The 18,984-nt window shown below is 35.9% G+C and carries 15 protein-coding genes; 13 read left to right on the top strand and 2 right to left on the bottom strand.

The window, feature by feature from the left end:
- Window positions 1-110 precede the first annotated feature (110 nt).
- Both LNQ34_RS07030 and LNQ34_RS07035 read right to left on the bottom strand, forming a co-directional pair.
- Window positions 111-686 carry a 5-formyltetrahydrofolate cyclo-ligase gene (locus LNQ34_RS07030; RefSeq protein WP_229999053.1) on the bottom strand — a complete coding sequence of 192 codons (576 nt, stop codon included), beginning with the start codon at window positions 684-686 and terminating at the stop codon, window positions 111-113.
- The gene (locus tag LNQ34_RS07035) at window positions 673-1,653 is read right to left on the bottom strand and encodes a succinylglutamate desuccinylase/aspartoacylase family protein (protein ID WP_202700550.1); all 981 of its coding nucleotides are present in this window, start codon (window positions 1,651-1,653) and stop codon (window positions 673-675) included. The genes LNQ34_RS07030 and LNQ34_RS07035 overlap by 14 nt, the downstream gene beginning before the upstream one ends.
- A gap of 133 nt (window positions 1,654-1,786) precedes the next feature.
- On the opposite strand from LNQ34_RS07035, the gene uvrC reads away from it, so the two are divergent.
- The 13 genes from uvrC (at window position 1,787) to LNQ34_RS07100 (ending at window position 18,949) form a co-directional block, all read left to right on the top strand.
- Window positions 1,787-3,583, top strand: a complete 1,797-nt coding sequence (gene uvrC / locus LNQ34_RS07040; protein WP_229999054.1) for an excinuclease ABC subunit UvrC — start codon at window positions 1,787-1,789, stop codon at window positions 3,581-3,583.
- An 8-nt stretch (window positions 3,584-3,591) separates the two neighbouring features.
- On the top strand, window positions 3,592-5,949 hold the full coding sequence (locus LNQ34_RS07045; protein WP_202700548.1) for a patatin-like phospholipase family protein: 2,358 nt from the start codon (window positions 3,592-3,594) through the stop codon (window positions 5,947-5,949).
- A 317-nt stretch (window positions 5,950-6,266) separates the two neighbouring features.
- Window positions 6,267-7,424 carry a homogentisate 1,2-dioxygenase gene (locus tag LNQ34_RS07050; protein WP_229999055.1) on the top strand — a complete coding sequence of 386 codons (1,158 nt, stop codon included), beginning with the start codon at window positions 6,267-6,269 and terminating at the stop codon, window positions 7,422-7,424.
- Between the two features lie 165 nt (window positions 7,425-7,589).
- Complete coding sequence (locus LNQ34_RS07055; protein WP_229999056.1) at window positions 7,590-7,949, top strand: four helix bundle protein; 360 nt, start codon at window positions 7,590-7,592, stop codon at window positions 7,947-7,949.
- Window positions 7,950-8,042: 93 nt separating this feature from the next.
- Complete coding sequence (gene hppD, locus LNQ34_RS07060; RefSeq protein ID WP_202700547.1) at window positions 8,043-9,203, top strand: 4-hydroxyphenylpyruvate dioxygenase; 1,161 nt, start codon at window positions 8,043-8,045, stop codon at window positions 9,201-9,203.
- Between the two features lie 300 nt (window positions 9,204-9,503).
- On the top strand, window positions 9,504-10,274 hold the full coding sequence (locus tag LNQ34_RS07065) for a DUF3108 domain-containing protein (protein WP_202700546.1): 771 nt from the start codon (window positions 9,504-9,506) through the stop codon (window positions 10,272-10,274).
- Window positions 10,274-11,215, top strand: a complete 942-nt coding sequence (locus LNQ34_RS07070; RefSeq protein WP_229999057.1) for a tryptophan 2,3-dioxygenase family protein — start codon at window positions 10,274-10,276, stop codon at window positions 11,213-11,215. The genes LNQ34_RS07065 and LNQ34_RS07070 overlap by 1 nt, the downstream gene beginning before the upstream one ends.
- A gap of 22 nt (window positions 11,216-11,237) precedes the next feature.
- Window positions 11,238-12,458, top strand: coding sequence for a M23 family metallopeptidase (locus LNQ34_RS07075; RefSeq protein ID WP_229999058.1), 1,221 nt, complete (start codon window positions 11,238-11,240; stop codon window positions 12,456-12,458).
- 33 nt (window positions 12,459-12,491) lie between these two features.
- Entirely contained in the window at window positions 12,492-13,112 is a 621-nt protein-coding gene (locus tag LNQ34_RS07080; protein ID WP_202700543.1) for a hypothetical protein, read from the top strand.
- 45 nt (window positions 13,113-13,157) lie between these two features.
- Entirely contained in the window at window positions 13,158-13,493 is a 336-nt protein-coding gene (locus LNQ34_RS07085; RefSeq protein WP_229999059.1) for a hypothetical protein, read from the top strand.
- 112 nt (window positions 13,494-13,605) lie between these two features.
- Complete coding sequence (gene pgi / locus LNQ34_RS07090; protein WP_229999060.1) at window positions 13,606-15,249, top strand: glucose-6-phosphate isomerase; 1,644 nt, start codon at window positions 13,606-13,608, stop codon at window positions 15,247-15,249.
- A 322-nt stretch (window positions 15,250-15,571) separates the two neighbouring features.
- Entirely contained in the window at window positions 15,572-18,421 is a 2,850-nt protein-coding gene (locus LNQ34_RS07095; protein WP_202700540.1) for a TonB-dependent receptor, read from the top strand.
- Between the two features lie 105 nt (window positions 18,422-18,526).
- Window positions 18,527-18,949, top strand: a complete 423-nt coding sequence (locus tag LNQ34_RS07100) for a hypothetical protein (RefSeq protein ID WP_202700539.1) — start codon at window positions 18,527-18,529, stop codon at window positions 18,947-18,949.
- The last annotated feature ends 35 nt before the right edge of the window (window positions 18,950-18,984 follow it).

Below are 18,984 nucleotides of genomic sequence, written 5' to 3' on the forward strand. Positions count from 1 at the left end.
TTGGGATTTTTTGTATGGGTATCAATCACTTCTGAATCGCATCGATACTATAAATAAACTTAAGTTCAAGACCGCATACTTCTTAAGTTTACTTATGGCAAATTCTTGTTTTACAATGAAAAACTATAGATTTTTAAAGGCGTCACACAGTAATCCAGTTTCACATCTGATTCAAAAACATCCTCGATCTGATTTTCAGCTTCAAAAAAAGAAAGGCCAATCTTAATTGTTCCGGGTTTACATTCTGACAGGAATTTATCATAAAACCCTTTTCCGTATCCTACCCGATTTCCAAAAACATCAAAAACTAAAAGCGGGACAAAAACAACCTCTATAGTTTCAGAAGGAACTTGCAAACCATTTACCGGTTCAGGAATATTGTATTCATTCTTTCTGATTTTGGTATTATCGGTCAACAAAAAATGCGTCATACCACGAGTCTCAAAATCACTTTTTGAAACTACTATTTCTTTATCTTTTCCGGAAAGCAAATGCAATACGTATTCTGTATTTACTTCTCGCTGCTCTTCAATCGGAAGAAAAACATGATAATAGATTTTATCCCAAATAGACAATTGGATTATATTATTGGCAATAGCCAGACTTTTCTCTTCGATATCATTTTCTGAAAGTTCTTTTCGAAGATTTTTATAGTGTAATCGTAATTCTTTTTTATTCGTCGGCATACTCGTCTCTGTTTTTAGACATATGGTAAATCGCATCTCCTTCGTACACGATGGGCGAGTGATTGGCATTGATCACAAATCCGTCATGCGGTGCTTTTACTTTTTGTTCAAATTTACCAAACGGATCGGTAATAATGGCTAAGATAGTCCCTTTCGTTACAAAACGTCCAATCCTGTTATAATCATGAAGCAGACCCGAACATTTCGCACGCAGCCAAACCGAATTTTTAATGTAGATAGAAGGATCTTCTGCGGTTTCGACAAGATGTTTTGAATCCAGCATATTCAAATAATTCAACAAACGCTTCACTCCCATTACCCCTTCATTTGCCACCGAATCATTAATATCCAGAGATTTTCCGCCCTCAAAAAGCAGCATTTTTATATTGGCCTTTTCACAGGTAGTGCGGAATGAACCGCTAATATTTTTAGAATACAAGGTAAAAGGCGCATTGAAAACATCGGCAAGTTCTTTCAGTTCCGGGTTGTTCTCCGTAATCCTGATTTGCGGAACATTAAATCGGCTCGCTCCCCCGGCATGAAAATCAACCGCATAATCAATAATTGGCAAAATTTCTGCTACGATATGATAAGCGAAACGGCTTGCCAAAGATCCTTTTTTGCTCCCCGGAAAAACGCGGTTTAAGTCACGCCCGTCGGGAAATTCTCTGGATTTATTTACAAAACCGTAAATATTGATAATGGGAATGCAAATAATGGTTCCTTTAGCGGGACGGTTGATTTTTTTGCTGATCAGCTGTCGGACTATTTCAACACCGTTAATCTCATCACCGTGGATTCCTGCCGAAAATAAAACGACCGGACCTTCAATTTTTGAACGGCGTACGATAATCGGAATATTCAATTTTGTAGTGGTATGCAGACGAGCAATTTCAACGTTTATTGTTTTACTTTCGCCCGGCAAAACTGATTCGCCAAAAATAATCAGGGGTTTACTGTTTTTCATGTGGAATTATAAAATCTAAATATAGAAATTATTCTTTTGATTTCGTAAATTTGAAACTAAATCAATGTTAAGCTTTTTAAGACCTCAAAAGGTTTTTTTAAAGTTTAACAACTATCTTCAGAAACAAAACAGAATGCACAAACCATCATCCTTAGATCTTCAAATCCTAACCTTGCCGGACAATCCGGGTGTGTATCAGTATTATGACAAAGACGGAAAGATTTTATATGTTGGAAAAGCTAAGAACCTAAAAAAAAGAGTCTCCTCTTATTTCAATAAAATACACGATACCGCCAAAACCAATGTTTTGGTGAAGAAAATTGTAACCATCAAACACATCGTAGTTCCCACAGAAACTGATGCACTTTTATTGGAGAACAATTTAATTAAAACACTCCAACCGCGTTATAATGTTTTGCTTCGCGACGACAAAAGTTACCCTTGGATCTGTATCAAGAAGGAACCTTTTTCGAGAATATTTTCTACCCGAAGAATGGTCAAAGACGGTTCTGAATATTTTGGTCCTTACACCAGTTTCAAAACAGTACATACTATTTTAGATTTAATCAAAGAATTATACCCTTTGAGGACTTGTAATTTTGATTTGAGTCCGTCTAATATTGATTCCGGAAAATTCAAAGTCTGTCTGGAATATCACATTGGTAACTGTAAAGGACCTTGTGAAGGACTTGAATCTCTGGAAGACTACCAAAGACAGGTTGATGCGATCCGCGAAATTCTAAAAGGGAATTTCAAAGAAAGCATGAAAGACTTCAAACGACTGATGATCCAGTATGCAAAAGACTTGCGTTTTGAAGAAGCTCAAAAAATAAAAGAAAAAATCGAAATTCTGGAGAATTACCAGTCGCGATCTACCATTGTCAATCCGAAAATTACAAATATTGATGTTTTCTCGATTGTTTCCGATGAAAGCTCAGCCTATGTTAACTTCCTTCAAATCTCGCACGGATCGATTATACGTTCGCATACTTTAGAAATGAAGAAAAAGCTGGAGGAGACGGACGAAGAATTATTAGAACTTGCCATTATAGAATTACGTGAGCGCTTTCAGTTATTGTCTAAAGAAATCATCGTTCCGTTTGAAATTGATTTAGGTGAAAACATCAAAACTACCGTTCCTCAATTGGGAGATAAAAAACAAATATTAGAACTGTCTATTCGGAACGCGAAATTTTACCGAATCGAACAGCTCAAACAATTACAAATTGTAGATCCTGACCGACATACCAATCGGATCATGGCACAAATGCAAAAGGACCTGCGATTGCCTGTTGAACCCCGTCACATTGAGTGTTTTGACAACTCGAATATTCAGGGAACAAATCCGGTAGCCGCCTGTGTAGTTTTTAAAGACGGGAAACCCAGCAAAAAAGACTATCGTCATTTTAACGTTAAAACCGTCGAAGGTCCTGACGATTTTGCCTCGATGACCGAAATTGTCTACCGACGTTACAAAAGGTTATTAGATGAAAACGAACCATTGCCGCAATTAATCATCATTGACGGTGGAAAAGGACAGCTTTCTGCAGCATTAAAAAGTATCGACGCTCTCGAACTGCGCGGCAAAATTGCGATCATCGGAATTGCGAAACGTCTCGAGGAATTGTTTTACCCCGGAGATTCAATTCCGTTGTATCTCGATAAAAAATCCGAAACCTTAAAAGTGATTCAGCAGCTGCGAAATGAGGCGCACCGATTTGGGATCACTTTTCACAGAGACAAACGAAGCAAAGCCGCACTTAACTCCTCAGTAGAAGGCATACCCGGCATTGGCGAAAAAACAATGCTTACGTTAATACAACATTTCAAAAGTGTTAAAAGATTGAAACTGGCTACCGAAAAAGAAATATCTGATGTAATAGGGGTATCAAAAGCCAAAAAAATTGTCGACTTTTACAAAACCAACTAGTTATCTTTATGCGCCCAGATCAACTGCCCCACAAAAATACCACATCGAAACCTTTTTTTTCTCCACTGAAAAAAGATGTTTCTAAAGTTGTTCTATTCTTTCCAAAAGGAAAGTTTCTTTGTAGTTCGCAGTTGTCTGTTTCGATCTGGAGCACAGCACTATTCCTTTTTATAGTGTTACTTCTAAATCCGCAAAAAACATTTTCACAGGATCAAAAAAAAGACAGCATTAAAAGACCCAAAATCGGATTGGTTTTAAGCGGTGGAGGCGCAAAAGGATTCGCTCATATTGGAGTTTTAAAAGTTCTGGAAGAAGCCGGAATTAAAATCGACTTTATCGGTGGTACCAGTATGGGATCTATAATCGGCGGACTTTATGCTTCGGGGTACAATGCCTCTCAGATTGATTCCATTTTCAAGAAAACCAACTTTGATGAACTCATCAACGATTACATACCGAGATCGTCCAAAAACTTCTATGGCAAAAAAAATGATGAGTTATATGCCATTTCATTACCTTTTAGCAACTTCAGAATCGGGATTCCGGAAGCCCTTTCAAAAGGAATGTACAATTACAATTTGTTAAGTGGTCTTACTCGGAATGTACGTCATGTACGTGATTTCAATCAACTTCCAACTCCTTTTTTATGTATCGGAACTAATATTGAAACCGGAGAAGAAGTTTTACTAAACAAAGGAAATCTCGTTCAGGCTATGATGGCAAGTTCAGCATTCCCCTCCCTGTTCACCCCTGTCGAAATTGAAGGAAATTTACTAGTAGATGGAGGTGTAGTCAACAACTATCCCATAAAAGAAGTTCGTAATCTGGGTGCTGATATTATTATTGGTGTCGATGTTCAGGACGATCTTATGAATCGCAAAAATCTGAAAAATGCGACCAAGATACTCGTACAGATTACCAATTTGCAGTCTATCGATAAGATGAAAAACAAAATCAAGGATACCGATGTTTATATCAAACCGGACATTCGCGATTATGGCGTAATTTCATTTGACAAAGGAGAAGAAATTATCCGAAAAGGAGAAGAAGCAGCTTTTGCGGTCTATGAAAGAATCAAATCTTTAACCGATGAAGCTCATTTTTATAAAAAACCTAAACTAAAAATTGCCAGTGACACACTGCAAATCAAACAGATAAACAGTGAAAACCTTGAGAATTACACGAAAGAATACATTCGCGGAAAACTGCGTTTTAAACCCGGAAGTACGATTACTTACAATGATCTGAAAACCGGAATCAATAACCTGAATGCCACCCAGAACTTCAGTACTATTTCCTACTGTTTACAGCCGGATGACCAACAGGACGATCTTGATATCGTCTTAAAAGAAAATCCCACTCAGACTTTTCTAAAACTAGGTCTGCATTATGACGGGCTGTACAAAAGTGGAATTCTGCTAAATCTTACCCACAAAAAGACCTTTTTAAAAAATGATGTTACCTCGCTTGATGTTATTTTGGGAGATAACTTCAGGTACGACTTCAACTACTATATAGAAAACGGTTTTAATATCAGTTTTGGATTTCAGTCCCGTTTGAATCAATTTAATCGGAATGTCACCACTAGCATTAATACCTTAACAGCACAGAATCCAAATGTAAATCTGATTAATGTTGACTTTTTAGACATTACCAATCAGGCCTATTTTCAAACCATCTTTGTACAAAAATTTTTAATGGGGGGTGGTTTTGAATACAAATATTTAAAAATAGACTCTCCAACACTTACCAATACCGTAAATACTATTGAAAAGAGCAGCTATCTTAGTCTTTTTGGTTACTTAAAATACGATTCATTCGACAGCAAAAGCTTCCCTCGTTCCGGCTTGTACTTCTCTACCGATTTACAAACCTACTTAGCGTCGTCTGACTATACACGTCAATTTAAACCATTCTCGATTGCAAAGGCCGAAATTGCTTTCGTAAAAACGTTCTTCAGAAAGGCTACTTTCAAAATTGACGCCGACGCAGGGTTTAACATTGGCAGCGACAGCGTTCCGTTTTTCGACTTTATACTCGGAGGATACGGGTATAGCAAAATCAACAACTTCAATTATTTTTATGGATACGATTTTCTAAGTATAGCCGGAAACAGCTTTATAAAAACGGGGATTACGCTCGATTATGAAATTTTCAAAAAGAATCACGTAAATCTTTCTGCTAACTTTGCCAACTTGGGAAATGATATTTTTACTAAGGTCGACTGGATCTCAATGCCAAAATATACCGGATATGCTGTTGGTTATGGACTGGAAACCATCATTGGCCCAATCGAGATTAAACAATCCTGGTCTCCGGAAATGTCTAAAAGCTATACCTGGTTTAGTATTGGGTTTTTATTTTAGCACTAAAGCAAAGAATAGTTCAACAAAATTGTACTATTTTTTTGCCCTTTAAAAATTATATCAAAAAAAATTAAAAAAAATCATGTTTGTAAATGATATAATTTATAATTTTACTCAGCAAAAATTACGACATTTGTTATAATGAAAACAAAATGGACAGGTTTATTAGAGTATCTTCAATTCCTCATCAAGAGAAATCCTGAGTGAAGCTATCGAATTGAGATAATTGGTCAATTTTAAGAAATTGAGCTGGTTATCTGTTCACACAATTCAAATTTTCAAATTATCTAATTTTAAAATTATCTAATAGAAAAGCCATGCCATTATATCACAAACTTGGAGACTTCCCTCAAAAGAGACACACACAATTCGAAAAACCTAACGGAGGTTTTTACTACGAACAGTTATTCGGAACTGAAGGTTTTCACGGACACTCGTCATTATCTTATCATGTTCACAGACCAACTCAGGTAAAAGAAATTTTAAATTCCTATTCCGTTGAGCCAAAAATTGCCATCGGAAAAAATATAAAATCGTTACTTTTTAAAGGTTTTGAATTAAAACCTGAAAATGACTTTTTGGACAGCCGTAAAGCGATGATGGTTAATAAAGACTGTATCATTGGACTGGCTGCTCCTAAAGAATCACTTCGAAATTATTTCTACAAAAATGCCGATGCTGATGAAATGCTTTTCATCCATAAAGGAAAAGGAAAATTAAGAACCATGTTAGGTAACATTCCGTTTGAATATGGTGATTACTTAATTATTCCACGAGGCATTATTTACCAAATCGAATTCGAGACGGAAGAAAACCGACTTTTTTATGTCGAATCCTACTCCCCTTTTTATACCCCAAAACGTTACAAAAACCAATCGGGACAGCATTTAGAGCACTCGCCATTTTGCGAACGCGACTTTATTTTGCCAAACGAACTGGAAACACATGACGAAAAAGGCGATTTTTTAATTAAAATCAAAAAAGAGGGCATGATTCATGAAGTGGTTTATGCGACACATCCATTTGATGTTGTGGGTTGGGACGGTTACAATTTCCCATACGGATTCTCGATTCATAATTTTGAACCTATAACGGGACGTGTTCACCAACCGCCTCCGGTACACCAAACATTCGAAACGGCTACTTTTGTTGTTTGCTCTTTCTGCCCAAGACTTTACGATTATCATCCGAAAGCAATTCCGGCACCTTACAATCACAGCAATATAGATTCTGATGAAGTTCTATATTATGTAGACGGTGACTTCATGAGCCGTAACAACATTGAGCAGGGTCATATCACTTTACACCCAAAAGGAATCCCACACGGTCCTGCGCCAGGCGCGATGGAACGTAGCATTGGTCACACAGAAACACAGGAATTAGCCGTTATGGTTGATACTTTCCGCCCACTTATGGTTACAGAAGAAGCCATGGGTCTTGACGACGGTCAGTATTATAAATCCTGGTGTGAGTAAAATTAGTCAATGTGGCAATTAGATAATGTGACAATTAGGCAATTAGAAAATGAGATAATTAGAAAACGAGGTAATAAAAAGTAATCTTTAGACTACAAATTATTATCTTTACTAAGCATAATAAATTATCTCATTAACACATTATCTAATTTTCTAATTAAAACAATGACTTTCAATGACAAGTACAAAGACAATGTTCTTTTAACAAAAACATTCCATTTCGCCCTAAACATAATTGATTTCACGAGTGAACTTCAGGAACAAAAGAAATTTGTAATCGCCAATCAATTATTAAAAAGCGGAACATCAATTGGAGCGAACTCAAAAGAAGCACAAAACGCAGAAAGCAAGGCCGATTTTATTCATAAATTAAAAATTGCGATCAAAGAAGCTGACGAAACTGAGTATTGGTTGTTTTTATGCGAAGCACATAAGGACTATCCAAATTGTAAAAATCTTTTAAACGATTTATCAGAAATTCTAAAAATTCTAAACAAAATAATATCAACATCAAAAATGAAATAATTAGATAATTTGTAAATGTGTCAATGAGATAATTTTTATCAGAACGCACATTATCTAATTTTCTAATTAACTCATTTTCAAATTAAAAACAAAATGAGCAAAGAAGTAAAATCAGTAGAATACGGATTGGAAAAAATCTTTGAAGGAGCACAGGATTTCCTTCCGTTATTAGGAACCGACTATGTAGAATTCTACGTCGGAAATGCAAAACAATCGGCACATTATTACAAAACAGCTTTCGGATATCAGTCATTAGCTTATGCCGGACTGGAAACCGGAGTAAAGGACAAGGCTTCTTATGTTTTAAAACAGGACAAAATCAGAATTGTTCTAACAACACCTTTAACTCAGGATTCACCAATACACGAACACCTTAAAAAACACGGTGATGGTGTAAAAGTAGCCGCTCTTTGGGTTGAAGATGCCAGAAGTGCCTACGAAGAAACGATGAAACGCGGTGCTCGTTCTTTTATGGAACCAACGGTTGAATCAGACGAATTTGGAGAAGTGGTTCGTTCGGGAATATACACTTACGGAGAAACGGTTCACATTTTCGTAGAAAGAAAAAACTACAACGGTATTTTCCTTCCGGGGTATCAGGAATGGAAATCGGATTACAATCCCGAGCCAACCGGTTTAAAATACATCGACCACATGGTTGGAAATGTAGGCTGGAACGAAATGAATACCTGGGTAAAATTCTACGAAGATGTTATGGGATTCGTAAATTTCCTATCATTTGATGACAAGCAAATTACCACAGAATATTCAGCATTGATGAGTAAAGTAATGTCTAACGGAAACGGAAGAATCAAATTTCCTATTAACGAACCGGCAGAAGGAAAGAAAAAATCTCAAATCGAAGAATATTTAGATTTTTATGGTGGTCCCGGAATTCAGCACATTGCCATTGCTACAGATGACATCATCAAAACCGTATCACAATTGAGAGCACGAGGTGTTGAATTTTTATCAGCTCCTCCTCACACTTACTATCAGGCAATTCCTGAAAGATTAGGCGTGCATATGGATATGATGAAAGAAGACATTAACGAAATTGAAAAGCTGGCTATCATGGTCGATGCCGACGAGGACGGTTACTTGTTACAAATATTTACGAAGCCTGTTCAGGACCGACCAACACTATTCTTTGAAATTATACAAAGAATGGGCGCAAAAGGATTCGGCGCAGGAAACTTTAAAGCCCTTTTCGAGTCAATCGAGAGAGAGCAGGAATTGAGAGGAACGTTGTAAAAACGCTTTTTTTTTACATTATGCAAAAAAATTCTCTGTAAAATGATGGTTTTTATGCAAATGTTATGTTAAACTCACTTTTTAACATTTATTTTTTGAACTTTGTATCTATCTTTGCACTCGCAAATCAGGAAGGGGTGGTTTCCTTCCGAATTGATATAAATTTCATAATTTATAGTTTTTTGGTTAGTTAATAGCATAAAAACTCCGTCATTCCTTGACGGAGTTTTTTTGTTTTGATACATTTGGAATAAAATTTGCATTTATATATCTTTAATAGTGAAATGTAAAAAATGTACTATGAAAAAAATAGTCCTGCTCATATTAGTTCTTACGACCCTAGGTTTCGACACTCAAAAAGAAGATGCTTTTGACACCGGAGAATACTTCAGATTCAGAATTCATTACGGAATCATAAACGCCGGTTACGCTACCCTTGAAATTAAGGACGCAACGATCAACAATAAAAAAGTTTTTCATGCTGTAGGTAAAGGATACACCACCGGAATGTCAAAATTTTTCTTTAAGGTGGAAGACCTTTATGAAAGTTATTTCGACAAACAAAACGGAGATCCTTATCGCTACGTTAGAAAAATAAACGAAGGAGGCTACACCAAAAACCAGGAAGGTTTTTTTGATCAGTCTGAGAAAAAAGTTTTAGTAAAAGATTACAAGCGTAAAACCGAAAAAACAATTGTAATCACCGACAATGTTCAGGATATTATCTCTTCTTTTTATTATTTGAGAAACCATCCCAACATAGACAAACTCAAATCAGGTGAGGCCATCACCATTGATATGTTTTTTGATGATGAAATCACAAAATTTAAGTTAAAATATGTAGGCCGACAGGATATTACAACTAAATTTGGTACTGTTTCTTCAATGGTTTTCAAACCACTGGTACAAACCGGGAGAGTTTTCAAAGAAAAAGAGAGCGTAACCCTTTGGATTACAGACGACGAGAACAAAGTTCCGATACGCATAAAAGCAGATTTGGCTGTTGGATCACTTAAAGCCGACCTTGACGAATATAAAGGATTAAAAAATCCATTTAAAGCAAAAAAATAATGAACCCTACTGATCATTCAGAATCAATTTTAAAAGAAATTGACCTTAAATTCCAAGCTATAAATCAAAAAACCGATGTACAATTAGAAGGATTGCTTTGGTCAAAACCTATCACCTACTGGGACTACATACAAACGGATGCCCTGTTAAGTTTACAAACCCAACGCACTACGCTTCCTGACGAGATGGTTTTCATCATGTACCATCAGGTTAACGAATTGATCTTTAAAATGATATTATGGGAAATTGACCAAATTTCCAACACGCAAGCTATTCAGGTTGTCTTTTTCAGTGAAAGATTATCAAGAATAACGAGATACTTTGACATGCTGACCAATTCGTTTAGCATTATGGAAAACGGAATGGAAGTAGATCAATACATGAAATTCCGAAATACACTGACTCCTGCAAGCGGCTTTCAAAGTGCACAATACCGATTAATCGAATTTGCATCGACAGATGTGATCAATTTAACCGATCGCCGATACAAATCAAACTTTGACGAAAATACTCCGCTAGAAACCAGTTTCGAACATTTATATTGGCAGGCTGCCGGAAAAGATTATCAAACCGGAGAAAAATCATATTTGCTTCAGGAATTTGAAAACAAGTACAAGGATCAGTTCCTAAGACAAATGTCAACTTTTAAATCAAAAAACATCTGGCAGAAATTTACTCAGTTACCTTTAGAGGACCAACAAAATCAGGAGTTAATTGATGCGATGCGTCATTACGACAAAACGGTAAACATCACCTGGGTAATGCAGCATTTAAATACTGCAAGAAAATACATACTGGAAAGCGGAAAAGGAAATGGAGAAGCCACCGGAGGAAGTGATTGGCAAAAATATATGCACCCAAAATACCAAAGACGCATCTTTTTTCCTAAATTGTGGACCGAAGAAGAATTGTCCAATTGGGGAAATGAAACAGCTAATTAATTTCCTAAAAAAATTTAAAAGTTTGAAAAAAGCATTCGTAATTATAATCGTTTTATTCTCAATATTTTCATGCAATAAAACTGCCGAAAAAGTTGAAACTAAAATCACTAAGCCAAAAACTAAAAAAGTAGAATTTGGTTTTAATTACGCCGATTTCAATGTTATTCACGATACTATTAAAAAAGGAGATTCATTTGGATCTATTCTTCAGAGTCAGAATATTGGAGACAAAAAAGTCTATGATGTTGTAGAACAAATAAAGGATTCTTTCAATGTAAGGACCATTCGCTACAACAAACCTTATACTATACTTCGCTCAAAAAACAAAACAAACAAGTTACAGGTTTTTATTTATCAGCCGGACCCGCTGACTTATTATGTAATAGATGTAAGAGACAGTATTGCAAAGGCCAGCAAAAAAATAAAACCGGTCACTTTAAAACGCAAAATTATCGGAGGAGTTTTAAAAAGTTCCTTATCCGAAACTCTAGGCAATGAAAGCGTGGAAGCCGCTCTTGCCAGCAGAATTACCAAAGTTTTTTCATGGTCGATTGACTTCTTTAAACTAAAAAAAGGAGATCGTTATGGATTAATTTTCACAGAACGTTTTATTAATGGCAAAACTTACGACGGTGTTGAAGATCTTGAAGCCGCTTTTTTCGAATATAAAGGTAAAATCGTTTACGCTTTCCCATTTGAAAAAGACACTACTTCAGGGAAAATAGAATATTATGACGATCAGGGAAAAACGCTGAAAAACTTTTTCTTAAAAACTCCGATTAAATTCAGCCGAATCACTTCGCGATTTACAGCCAACAGATTCCATCCGGTACAACACACCTGGAAAGCCCACAAAGGAACGGATTATGCCGCTCCAACCGGAACACCAATTTCTTCAACTGCCTCGGGAATAGTAGAAGCAACAGGATACACAGCAGGAAACGGAAACTTTGTAAAAGTAAAACACAACGGAACCTACTCTACTCAATATTTACACATGTCCCGAATTTTAGTGCGACGCGGTCAGCGTGTTACTCAAGGACAAACCATTGGATTAGTGGGCAGCACAGGGCTTGCAACAGGACCTCATGTTTGTTACCGTTTTTGGAAAAATGGCGTACAGGTAGATGCTTTGAGACTTAATTTACCAACCGGAGAATCTTTAACCGGAAATTACAAAACCCGTTTCTTCCAGCAAATAGAACCTTTGAAGAGAGAACTGGACAGTATTGGGAATCTATAAAAATCTGTTTTTATCCTTAATATAGAAACAAACATGAAAAACAAACGCATTAAAGACCTTCTTGATGAAACTTTTTCAGATTTAAAATTATTCTACAGAGACACCACTTTAGATGATCGTTTACTTACTGCGTATCAAATTGGACAAATATTAAAAGAAAAAGACTTTACAGACATGTCTTTTATTGGTGGCGGTCTTTCCGGAAACTGTAGATTTTTAATTGCAAGTGCCGGAGCAAGAGATTTATCCAAATTCAATCCGGATTCGGCAAAAAACGGACATGCTCTTCTGGATGACAATTCTTTCTTTAAAGTATTGGACATTTGTAAAATCGACAACAAAACCCAGATTTTCCTCCTCAACATTCCCGGAAACTCACTTCCGCTTTTTAAAAATTCGATTTCAAATCTCGAAGAAGAAATTACAACAAAAGCAAGACAAAAATTTACCGCTAAAATCAACGCTCCTCTAATTCCGGAATTACAAACCGAAGTTTGGAGAGAAAAAACAAAATCCCCTATTGGCATCAGTCTTTCCGGTGAATTACACTTTGACGATTCAACTATCAAAAAAGAGGAACTTCAAAGAATAGAAATCAATACAATCAAAAAGCGCATCGAAATCAACAAAAAGCCCTGGTGGAAAATTTGGTAAAACTTCCACTTAAAAACAAGTATTTATCAAATCCTACATCGACGCATGAAACGATTCTTACTACTACTTTCTTGTACAATAGCTGTGGGGTGCTCTAATCCACACACTTTTCTTTTAAACGATAAGAAACAAAATCAATACTTTGTATCGGAATCCATCCAACAGGCATTCGAAAAAGACATCATTAAAAAATCGCCTTTAATTGTGATAAACGGAGTTCCGTTCCAGTACGACAAAAAGCAAGACACTATAATTTTGCCTCTTGAAAAAGCTGACATCATAAGTATAGATTTTTTAAATGAAAACAGCAGCCGCATCATTTACAACGAAAAAGAAAACGATGGTGCCATTATAATAACGGCAAGAATTCGGAACAAATAAACACATATATCGTTTTCGTAACTATTTGTTATATAATTGTGAAGCTTAAAGCTATTAGAACTAATTTCAGTATTTTTGTTTTTTTATAACCACATTCTCAATTAAACAAAAAATGGCTTTAAACACTACAAACCCAACCGGGACTGAAGCGTGGAAAAATCTACAAAACCACTATAACGCAACTCATACAACTACGATACAAGAACTTTTTCAACAGGACAATGCGCGTGTTGAAAAATTCAATTTACAATGGAATGACTTTTTAATTGACTATTCCAAAAATAACATTAGTCAGGAAACCGTTTCTCTTTTACTGGAATTAGCCCATTCCATTGGATTAAAAGAAGCCATCTCTCAATATTTTGAAGGAGCAATCATTAACCAGACTGAAAACAGAGCGGTTTTGCATACTGCGTTGCGTGCACCAGAATCTGCAGTTATTAAAGTAGAAGGCGAAAATGTAATTCCGGAAGTTTATGAAGTAAAAAACAAAATCAAACAATTCACGCATGAAGTTATTTCGGGAGAAAGAAAAGGTTTCACCGGAAAAGCTTTCACTGATGTAGTAAATATCGGTATCGGAGGTTCTGACCTTGGGCCGGTTATGGCAGTTGAAGCTTTACAGTATTACAAAAACCACTTAAACTTACACTTTGTTTCTAATGTAGACGGCGACCATGTAAACGAAGTGATTAAAAAATTGAACCCGGAAACAACTTTATTCCTTATTGTTTCCAAAACTTTTACCACTCAGGAAACCTTATCTAATTCTGAAACGATAAAAGAATGGTTTTTGAAATCGGCTTCCCAGGAAGATATTGCCAAACATTTTGTTGCGGTTTCCACCAATATTCAAAAAGTAACTGAATTTGGAATTAATCCTGACAATGTTTTCCCAATGTGGGATTGGGTTGGAGGAAGATTTTCTTTATGGAGCGCTGTTGGTTTGAGCATTTCGTTGGCGATTGGCTTTGACAATTACAACGAACTTTTAAAAGGAGCTAATGAAATGGACGAACATTTCAAGACAACAGCATTCGACAAAAACATCCCTGTAATTCTGGCATTGTTAAGCATTTGGTATAATAATTTCTTTGGTGCTGAAAGCGAAGCATTGATTCCATACACCCAATATCTTCAAAAATTAGCTCCCTACCTGCAACAGGCTACTATGGAAAGTAACGGAAAAAGTGTTGGTCGTGACGGAAAACCGGTTAACTACCAAACCGGAACAATTATCTGGGGAGAACCGGGAACGAATTCTCAACATGCCTTTTTTCAATTGATTCACCAGGGTACAAAATTAATTCCGACAGATTTTATTGGATTCGTTCAACCTTTATACGGAAACAACGATCATCACGATAAATTGATGTCCAACTTTTTTGCTCAGACGGAAGCCTTAATGAACGGAAAAACAGCTGCACAAGTTCAGTCCGAATTTGACAAACAAGGATTATCAGCAGAAAAAGCAGCTTACTTATTGCCTTTTAAAGTTTTCACAGGAAACAAACCTACAAACACGATCTTAATTCAAAAACTAACTCCAAAAACTTTGGGATCACTGATTGTTTTGTACGAACACAAAATTTTTGTTCAGGGTATTATTTGGAACATTTTCAGTTACGATCAATGGGGAGTGGAGCTAGGAAAGCAATTAGCGAATTCTATTTTGGATGAAATTAACAGTACGACCGTAAAGAATCATGACAGCTCGACTTCTTTTTTGTTAAATCACTTTTTGAAGAACAAATAAAATTAACGAAAGCCTTTTTTCACAACATACTGAAACGCCTTGATTTAATAAAAATTAAGGCGTTTTTTCGTACGTAAACCTGCGAAAAAGGAGCCAAACAACGCGTTCTTGCAAGTTTAGCACTACAAGACCATTACAATCATTACGATTTTAACAAAATCAGTGTCTAAAAATTTACAAAAACTACATTTTATCTAGCAAAAATTAGAAAAATCATTTTAATGCGCAACACATTATACAAATCTTTCTTTTCTTAACACTTTGATAACATTATCTGATTTTATTGTTATAATTTTGCCAAAAACAATAAACTAATTAACAAATGAAGACAATGAAAAATTGGTTACTTACTGGACTATTGTTCATGATAGTTTCAACCGCATTTTCTCAAGGAAAAATTTCCGGTATGATTACCGACGGAGTGGGTTCACTTCCGGGAGCAAACGTTGTGATCAAAGGATCTACAGTTGCTACTTCTACAGATTTTGACGGTAAATTTACTCTTAATGCAACAACAAGTACAGGAGAAATCGTTATTTCTTTTTTAGGTTACGAGAACTTAACTCTTAGATTTTCAGTTAAAAATGGTCAAACTACTAATCTAGGAACAATTGTTTTGACTTCTAATTCTAACGAATTAAGCGAAATTGTTGTAAAAAGCACAATCGTTGACATCGCAAAAGACAGAAAAACTCCAGTAGCGGTTTCTACAATTAAAGCTGCTGAGATCCAGGAAAAACTTGGAACTCAGGAATTTCCGGAAATCTTAAGAAACACTCCTTCTGTGTATGTAACAAAAGCAGGTGGTGGTTTTGGAGATGCCAGAATCAATATTCGTGGTTTTACTCAAAACAATATTGCTGTTATGATCAATGGTATGCCGGTAAACGACATGGAAAACGGTTCTGTTTTCTGGAGTAACTGGGCTGGTCTTTCAGATGTTACATCTGCTATGCAGGTACAAAGAGGTTTAGGAGCATCTAAACTTGCAACTCCTTCTGTAGGAGGAACGATCAACATTGTAACTAAAGCTTCTGACAGAAAAGAAGGAGGATCTTTCTCTTCTGGTTTCGGAAACGGTAGAAATTTCAAAATTCAAGGTTCATACAATACCGGAAAATTAGAAAACGGTCTTTCTGCATCTGTTTTGTTATCAAAAACAATGGGAGACGGATATGTTAACGGAACTCAATTTGAAGGATCTAACTACTATGTTGCTTTAGGATATGGCAGCAAAAGTGGTAAACACGACTTTCAACTTACGGTAACAGGTGCTCCACAATGGCACAACCAAAGATCTACAGTATCTACAATCGCAGCTTACCAACAATACGGTAGAAATAACGAACCAAATATCAGATACAATCCTGATGCAGGATATTTGAATGGTGAAGAATATAACATTAGAAAAAACTACTACCACAAACCAGTAGCTTCTTTCAACTGGGATTATAAAATCAACGAAACTACAAAACTTTCTTCTGTTGTTTACGCTTCTATGGGACGTGGTGCAGGAGCTAGTGCAACTGGAGGAATTAAAGGAAAAGGATACAATGATGCTATAGCATTCAGAACTGCTGACGGTTTAGTAGACTATGATAAAATTTATGCTTACAACTCTGGAAAACCAGTTACTATCGCAGGTTTTACAGGACCTCAAACAAGACAAAAAATTGGTGGAGTTTATCAAAACAGTTCTTATTTTAATGCAGGTTCTGATGTAGCAAATTATAATCCAAGCACAAATATCAACACTTCTGGTATCTCACAAACGTCATCTATCAACTCTCATGACTGGTTTGGTGCGGTAATTAACTTAAACAAGAAACTTTCTAATACCTTAACTTTAGATTTCGGTTTTGACGGAAGAACTTATAAAGGATACCACTTTACAGTTGTAAATGATTTATTAGGTGGTGGTGAGTATTTTGACAACTTTATTGCTAGTCAAAAACCAAACGGAAGACAGTTAACTAACACTTACGATACTGATGTTCAATGGAATGTTTTCCAAAATAGAAAATACGACAAAGTATCTTTCAACAGTACTGGTAATGTAAAATGGTATGGTTTATTTACTCAATTAGAGTACTCTAAAGACAACCTAACAGCATTTGTTCAGGGAGCAATTTCTCAACAAGGATACAAAAGAGAAGATGACTTCGTTTATTTACCAACTGATCCTTTAGCTTCTACTCCTTACAAAAACTTATTAGGTGGTAATGCAAAAGCGGGAGCTAACTACAATATTAGCGAAAAAAGCAACGTATATGTAAACGCTGGATATTACTCCAAACAACCTTTCTTTAACTCTGTTTATCCAAACAACAGATCAACAGTAAACCCTAACCTTACTAACGAGAAAATTATTGGATTTGAAGCTGGATATGGTTTCCGTTCTAGATTTTTCAACGCTACAGTAAACGTTTACAACACTACTTGGAATGACAGATACTTAAAAGGTAATGCACTTCCAACTACTACTGCAACACCTGCAAACTCAACTTACACTGAGTTCTTAGGACTTAACGAAGTTCACTCTGGAATTGAATTCGAAGGATCTTCTAACATTACAGAAAGATTAAAAGTAACAGGAATGTTCTCTTATGGTATTTGGGAATACAAAGGAAATGCAACAGTTAATGCTTACTTCCAAGCAGACAACTCACCTGTACCAGGATTCCAAGGAACTACAGTTTACATGGACAAAGTAAAAGTGGGTGACGCAGCACAAATGACAGCCTCTTTAGGAGCATCTTACGAAGTTCTAACAAGAGTAACAGTTGATGCAAACTATAACTTCAACGACAATTTATATGCAGGAATCAACCCAACTAGTTTTACATCTGCAACAAACAAAGGAGCATTACAATTGCCTTCTTATGGTTTGATGGATGCTGGTTTCTCATACAAAATGTTAACTGGAAAAAACAAAGACAAATCAGTTAACTTCAGATTAAACGTTAACAACGTACTTGATAAAATTTACATCGCTGAATCAAGAACAAACTTTTTCGCTGATGACAACCTTCCTGTAGCTTCTGGCCAACCAGCTGGTTCAAAAGGAACTTACGCATCTAACGGAATGCTTTACAATGGAGTAGCAAACATTAACCAGGTATTCTTCGGTTTCGGAAGAACATGGAACTTCTCTCTACGTTATGATTTCTAATATTTAGAATCTAAATAAATACCTAAAGCGGCATTGACTTTTAGTCTGATGCCGCTTTTTTTATACCCTTTTTTGCTATATTTGTTTTATCAAAAAATCTAATTTATGTACTATTTTTTACAAAAATTCCATTCAGGATGGGCTTATTTGGCGCTGTTGCTTTTATTAATTGCTGTTGTAAATGCCATCCTTGGCCTTACTTCTAAAAAAGACTTCACAGCCAAAGACCGCAAAATTGCCTTGTTTGCTTTGATTGGAACTCATACGCAGTTATTGATCGGTCTTATTCTTTATTTTATATCTCCTTTAGGGAAAGCTGTCCTTGGCCAAATGTCTGATGCAGCACTTAGACTTACTTCATTAGAACACCCTTTAATCAATATTATTGCTATCATTTTGATCACCATCGGATGGTCTAAACATAAAAAATTAATCGATAGCGCTGCAAAGTTTAAAACATTTGCTATTTTTTACGGATTAGGATTATTGCTTATTTTAAGCAGAATCCCATGGAACCTATGGTTCTAAGAAAAAACCAATTAAAGCCCTAAAAAGAGGGCTTT

It is taken from the genome of Flavobacterium lipolyticum (genome assembly GCF_020905335.1).
Classification (GTDB): Bacteria; Bacteroidota; Bacteroidia; order Flavobacteriales; family Flavobacteriaceae; genus Flavobacterium; species Flavobacterium lipolyticum.

What these genes read in the sequence shown, in the direction of transcription:
- pgi (WP_229999060.1), top strand. Translation starts at nt 13,606, where the DNA reads ATGGCTTTAAACACTACAAACCCAACCGGGACTGAAGCGTGGAAAAAT.
- LNQ34_RS07035 (WP_202700550.1), bottom strand. Translation starts at nt 1,653, where the DNA reads ATGAAAAACAGTAAACCCCTGATTATTTTTGGCGAATCAGTTTTGCCG.
- LNQ34_RS07055 (WP_229999056.1), top strand. Translation starts at nt 7,590, where the DNA reads ATGACTTTCAATGACAAGTACAAAGACAATGTTCTTTTAACAAAAACA.
- LNQ34_RS07030 (WP_229999053.1), bottom strand. Translation starts at nt 686, where the DNA reads ATGCCGACGAATAAAAAAGAATTACGATTACACTATAAAAATCTTCGA.
- LNQ34_RS07065 (WP_202700546.1), top strand. Translation starts at nt 9,504, where the DNA reads ATGAAAAAAATAGTCCTGCTCATATTAGTTCTTACGACCCTAGGTTTC.
- LNQ34_RS07095 (WP_202700540.1), top strand. Translation starts at nt 15,572, where the DNA reads ATGAAGACAATGAAAAATTGGTTACTTACTGGACTATTGTTCATGATA.
- LNQ34_RS07080 (WP_202700543.1), top strand. Translation starts at nt 12,492, where the DNA reads ATGAAAAACAAACGCATTAAAGACCTTCTTGATGAAACTTTTTCAGAT.
- uvrC (WP_229999054.1), top strand. Translation starts at nt 1,787, where the DNA reads ATGCACAAACCATCATCCTTAGATCTTCAAATCCTAACCTTGCCGGAC.
- LNQ34_RS07085 (WP_229999059.1), top strand. Translation starts at nt 13,158, where the DNA reads ATGAAACGATTCTTACTACTACTTTCTTGTACAATAGCTGTGGGGTGC.
- LNQ34_RS07050 (WP_229999055.1), top strand. Translation starts at nt 6,267, where the DNA reads ATGCCATTATATCACAAACTTGGAGACTTCCCTCAAAAGAGACACACA.
- LNQ34_RS07070 (WP_229999057.1), top strand. Translation starts at nt 10,274, where the DNA reads ATGAACCCTACTGATCATTCAGAATCAATTTTAAAAGAAATTGACCTT.
- LNQ34_RS07045 (WP_202700548.1), top strand. Translation starts at nt 3,592, where the DNA reads ATGCGCCCAGATCAACTGCCCCACAAAAATACCACATCGAAACCTTTT.
- LNQ34_RS07100 (WP_202700539.1), top strand. Translation starts at nt 18,527, where the DNA reads ATGTACTATTTTTTACAAAAATTCCATTCAGGATGGGCTTATTTGGCG.
- hppD (WP_202700547.1), top strand. Translation starts at nt 8,043, where the DNA reads ATGAGCAAAGAAGTAAAATCAGTAGAATACGGATTGGAAAAAATCTTT.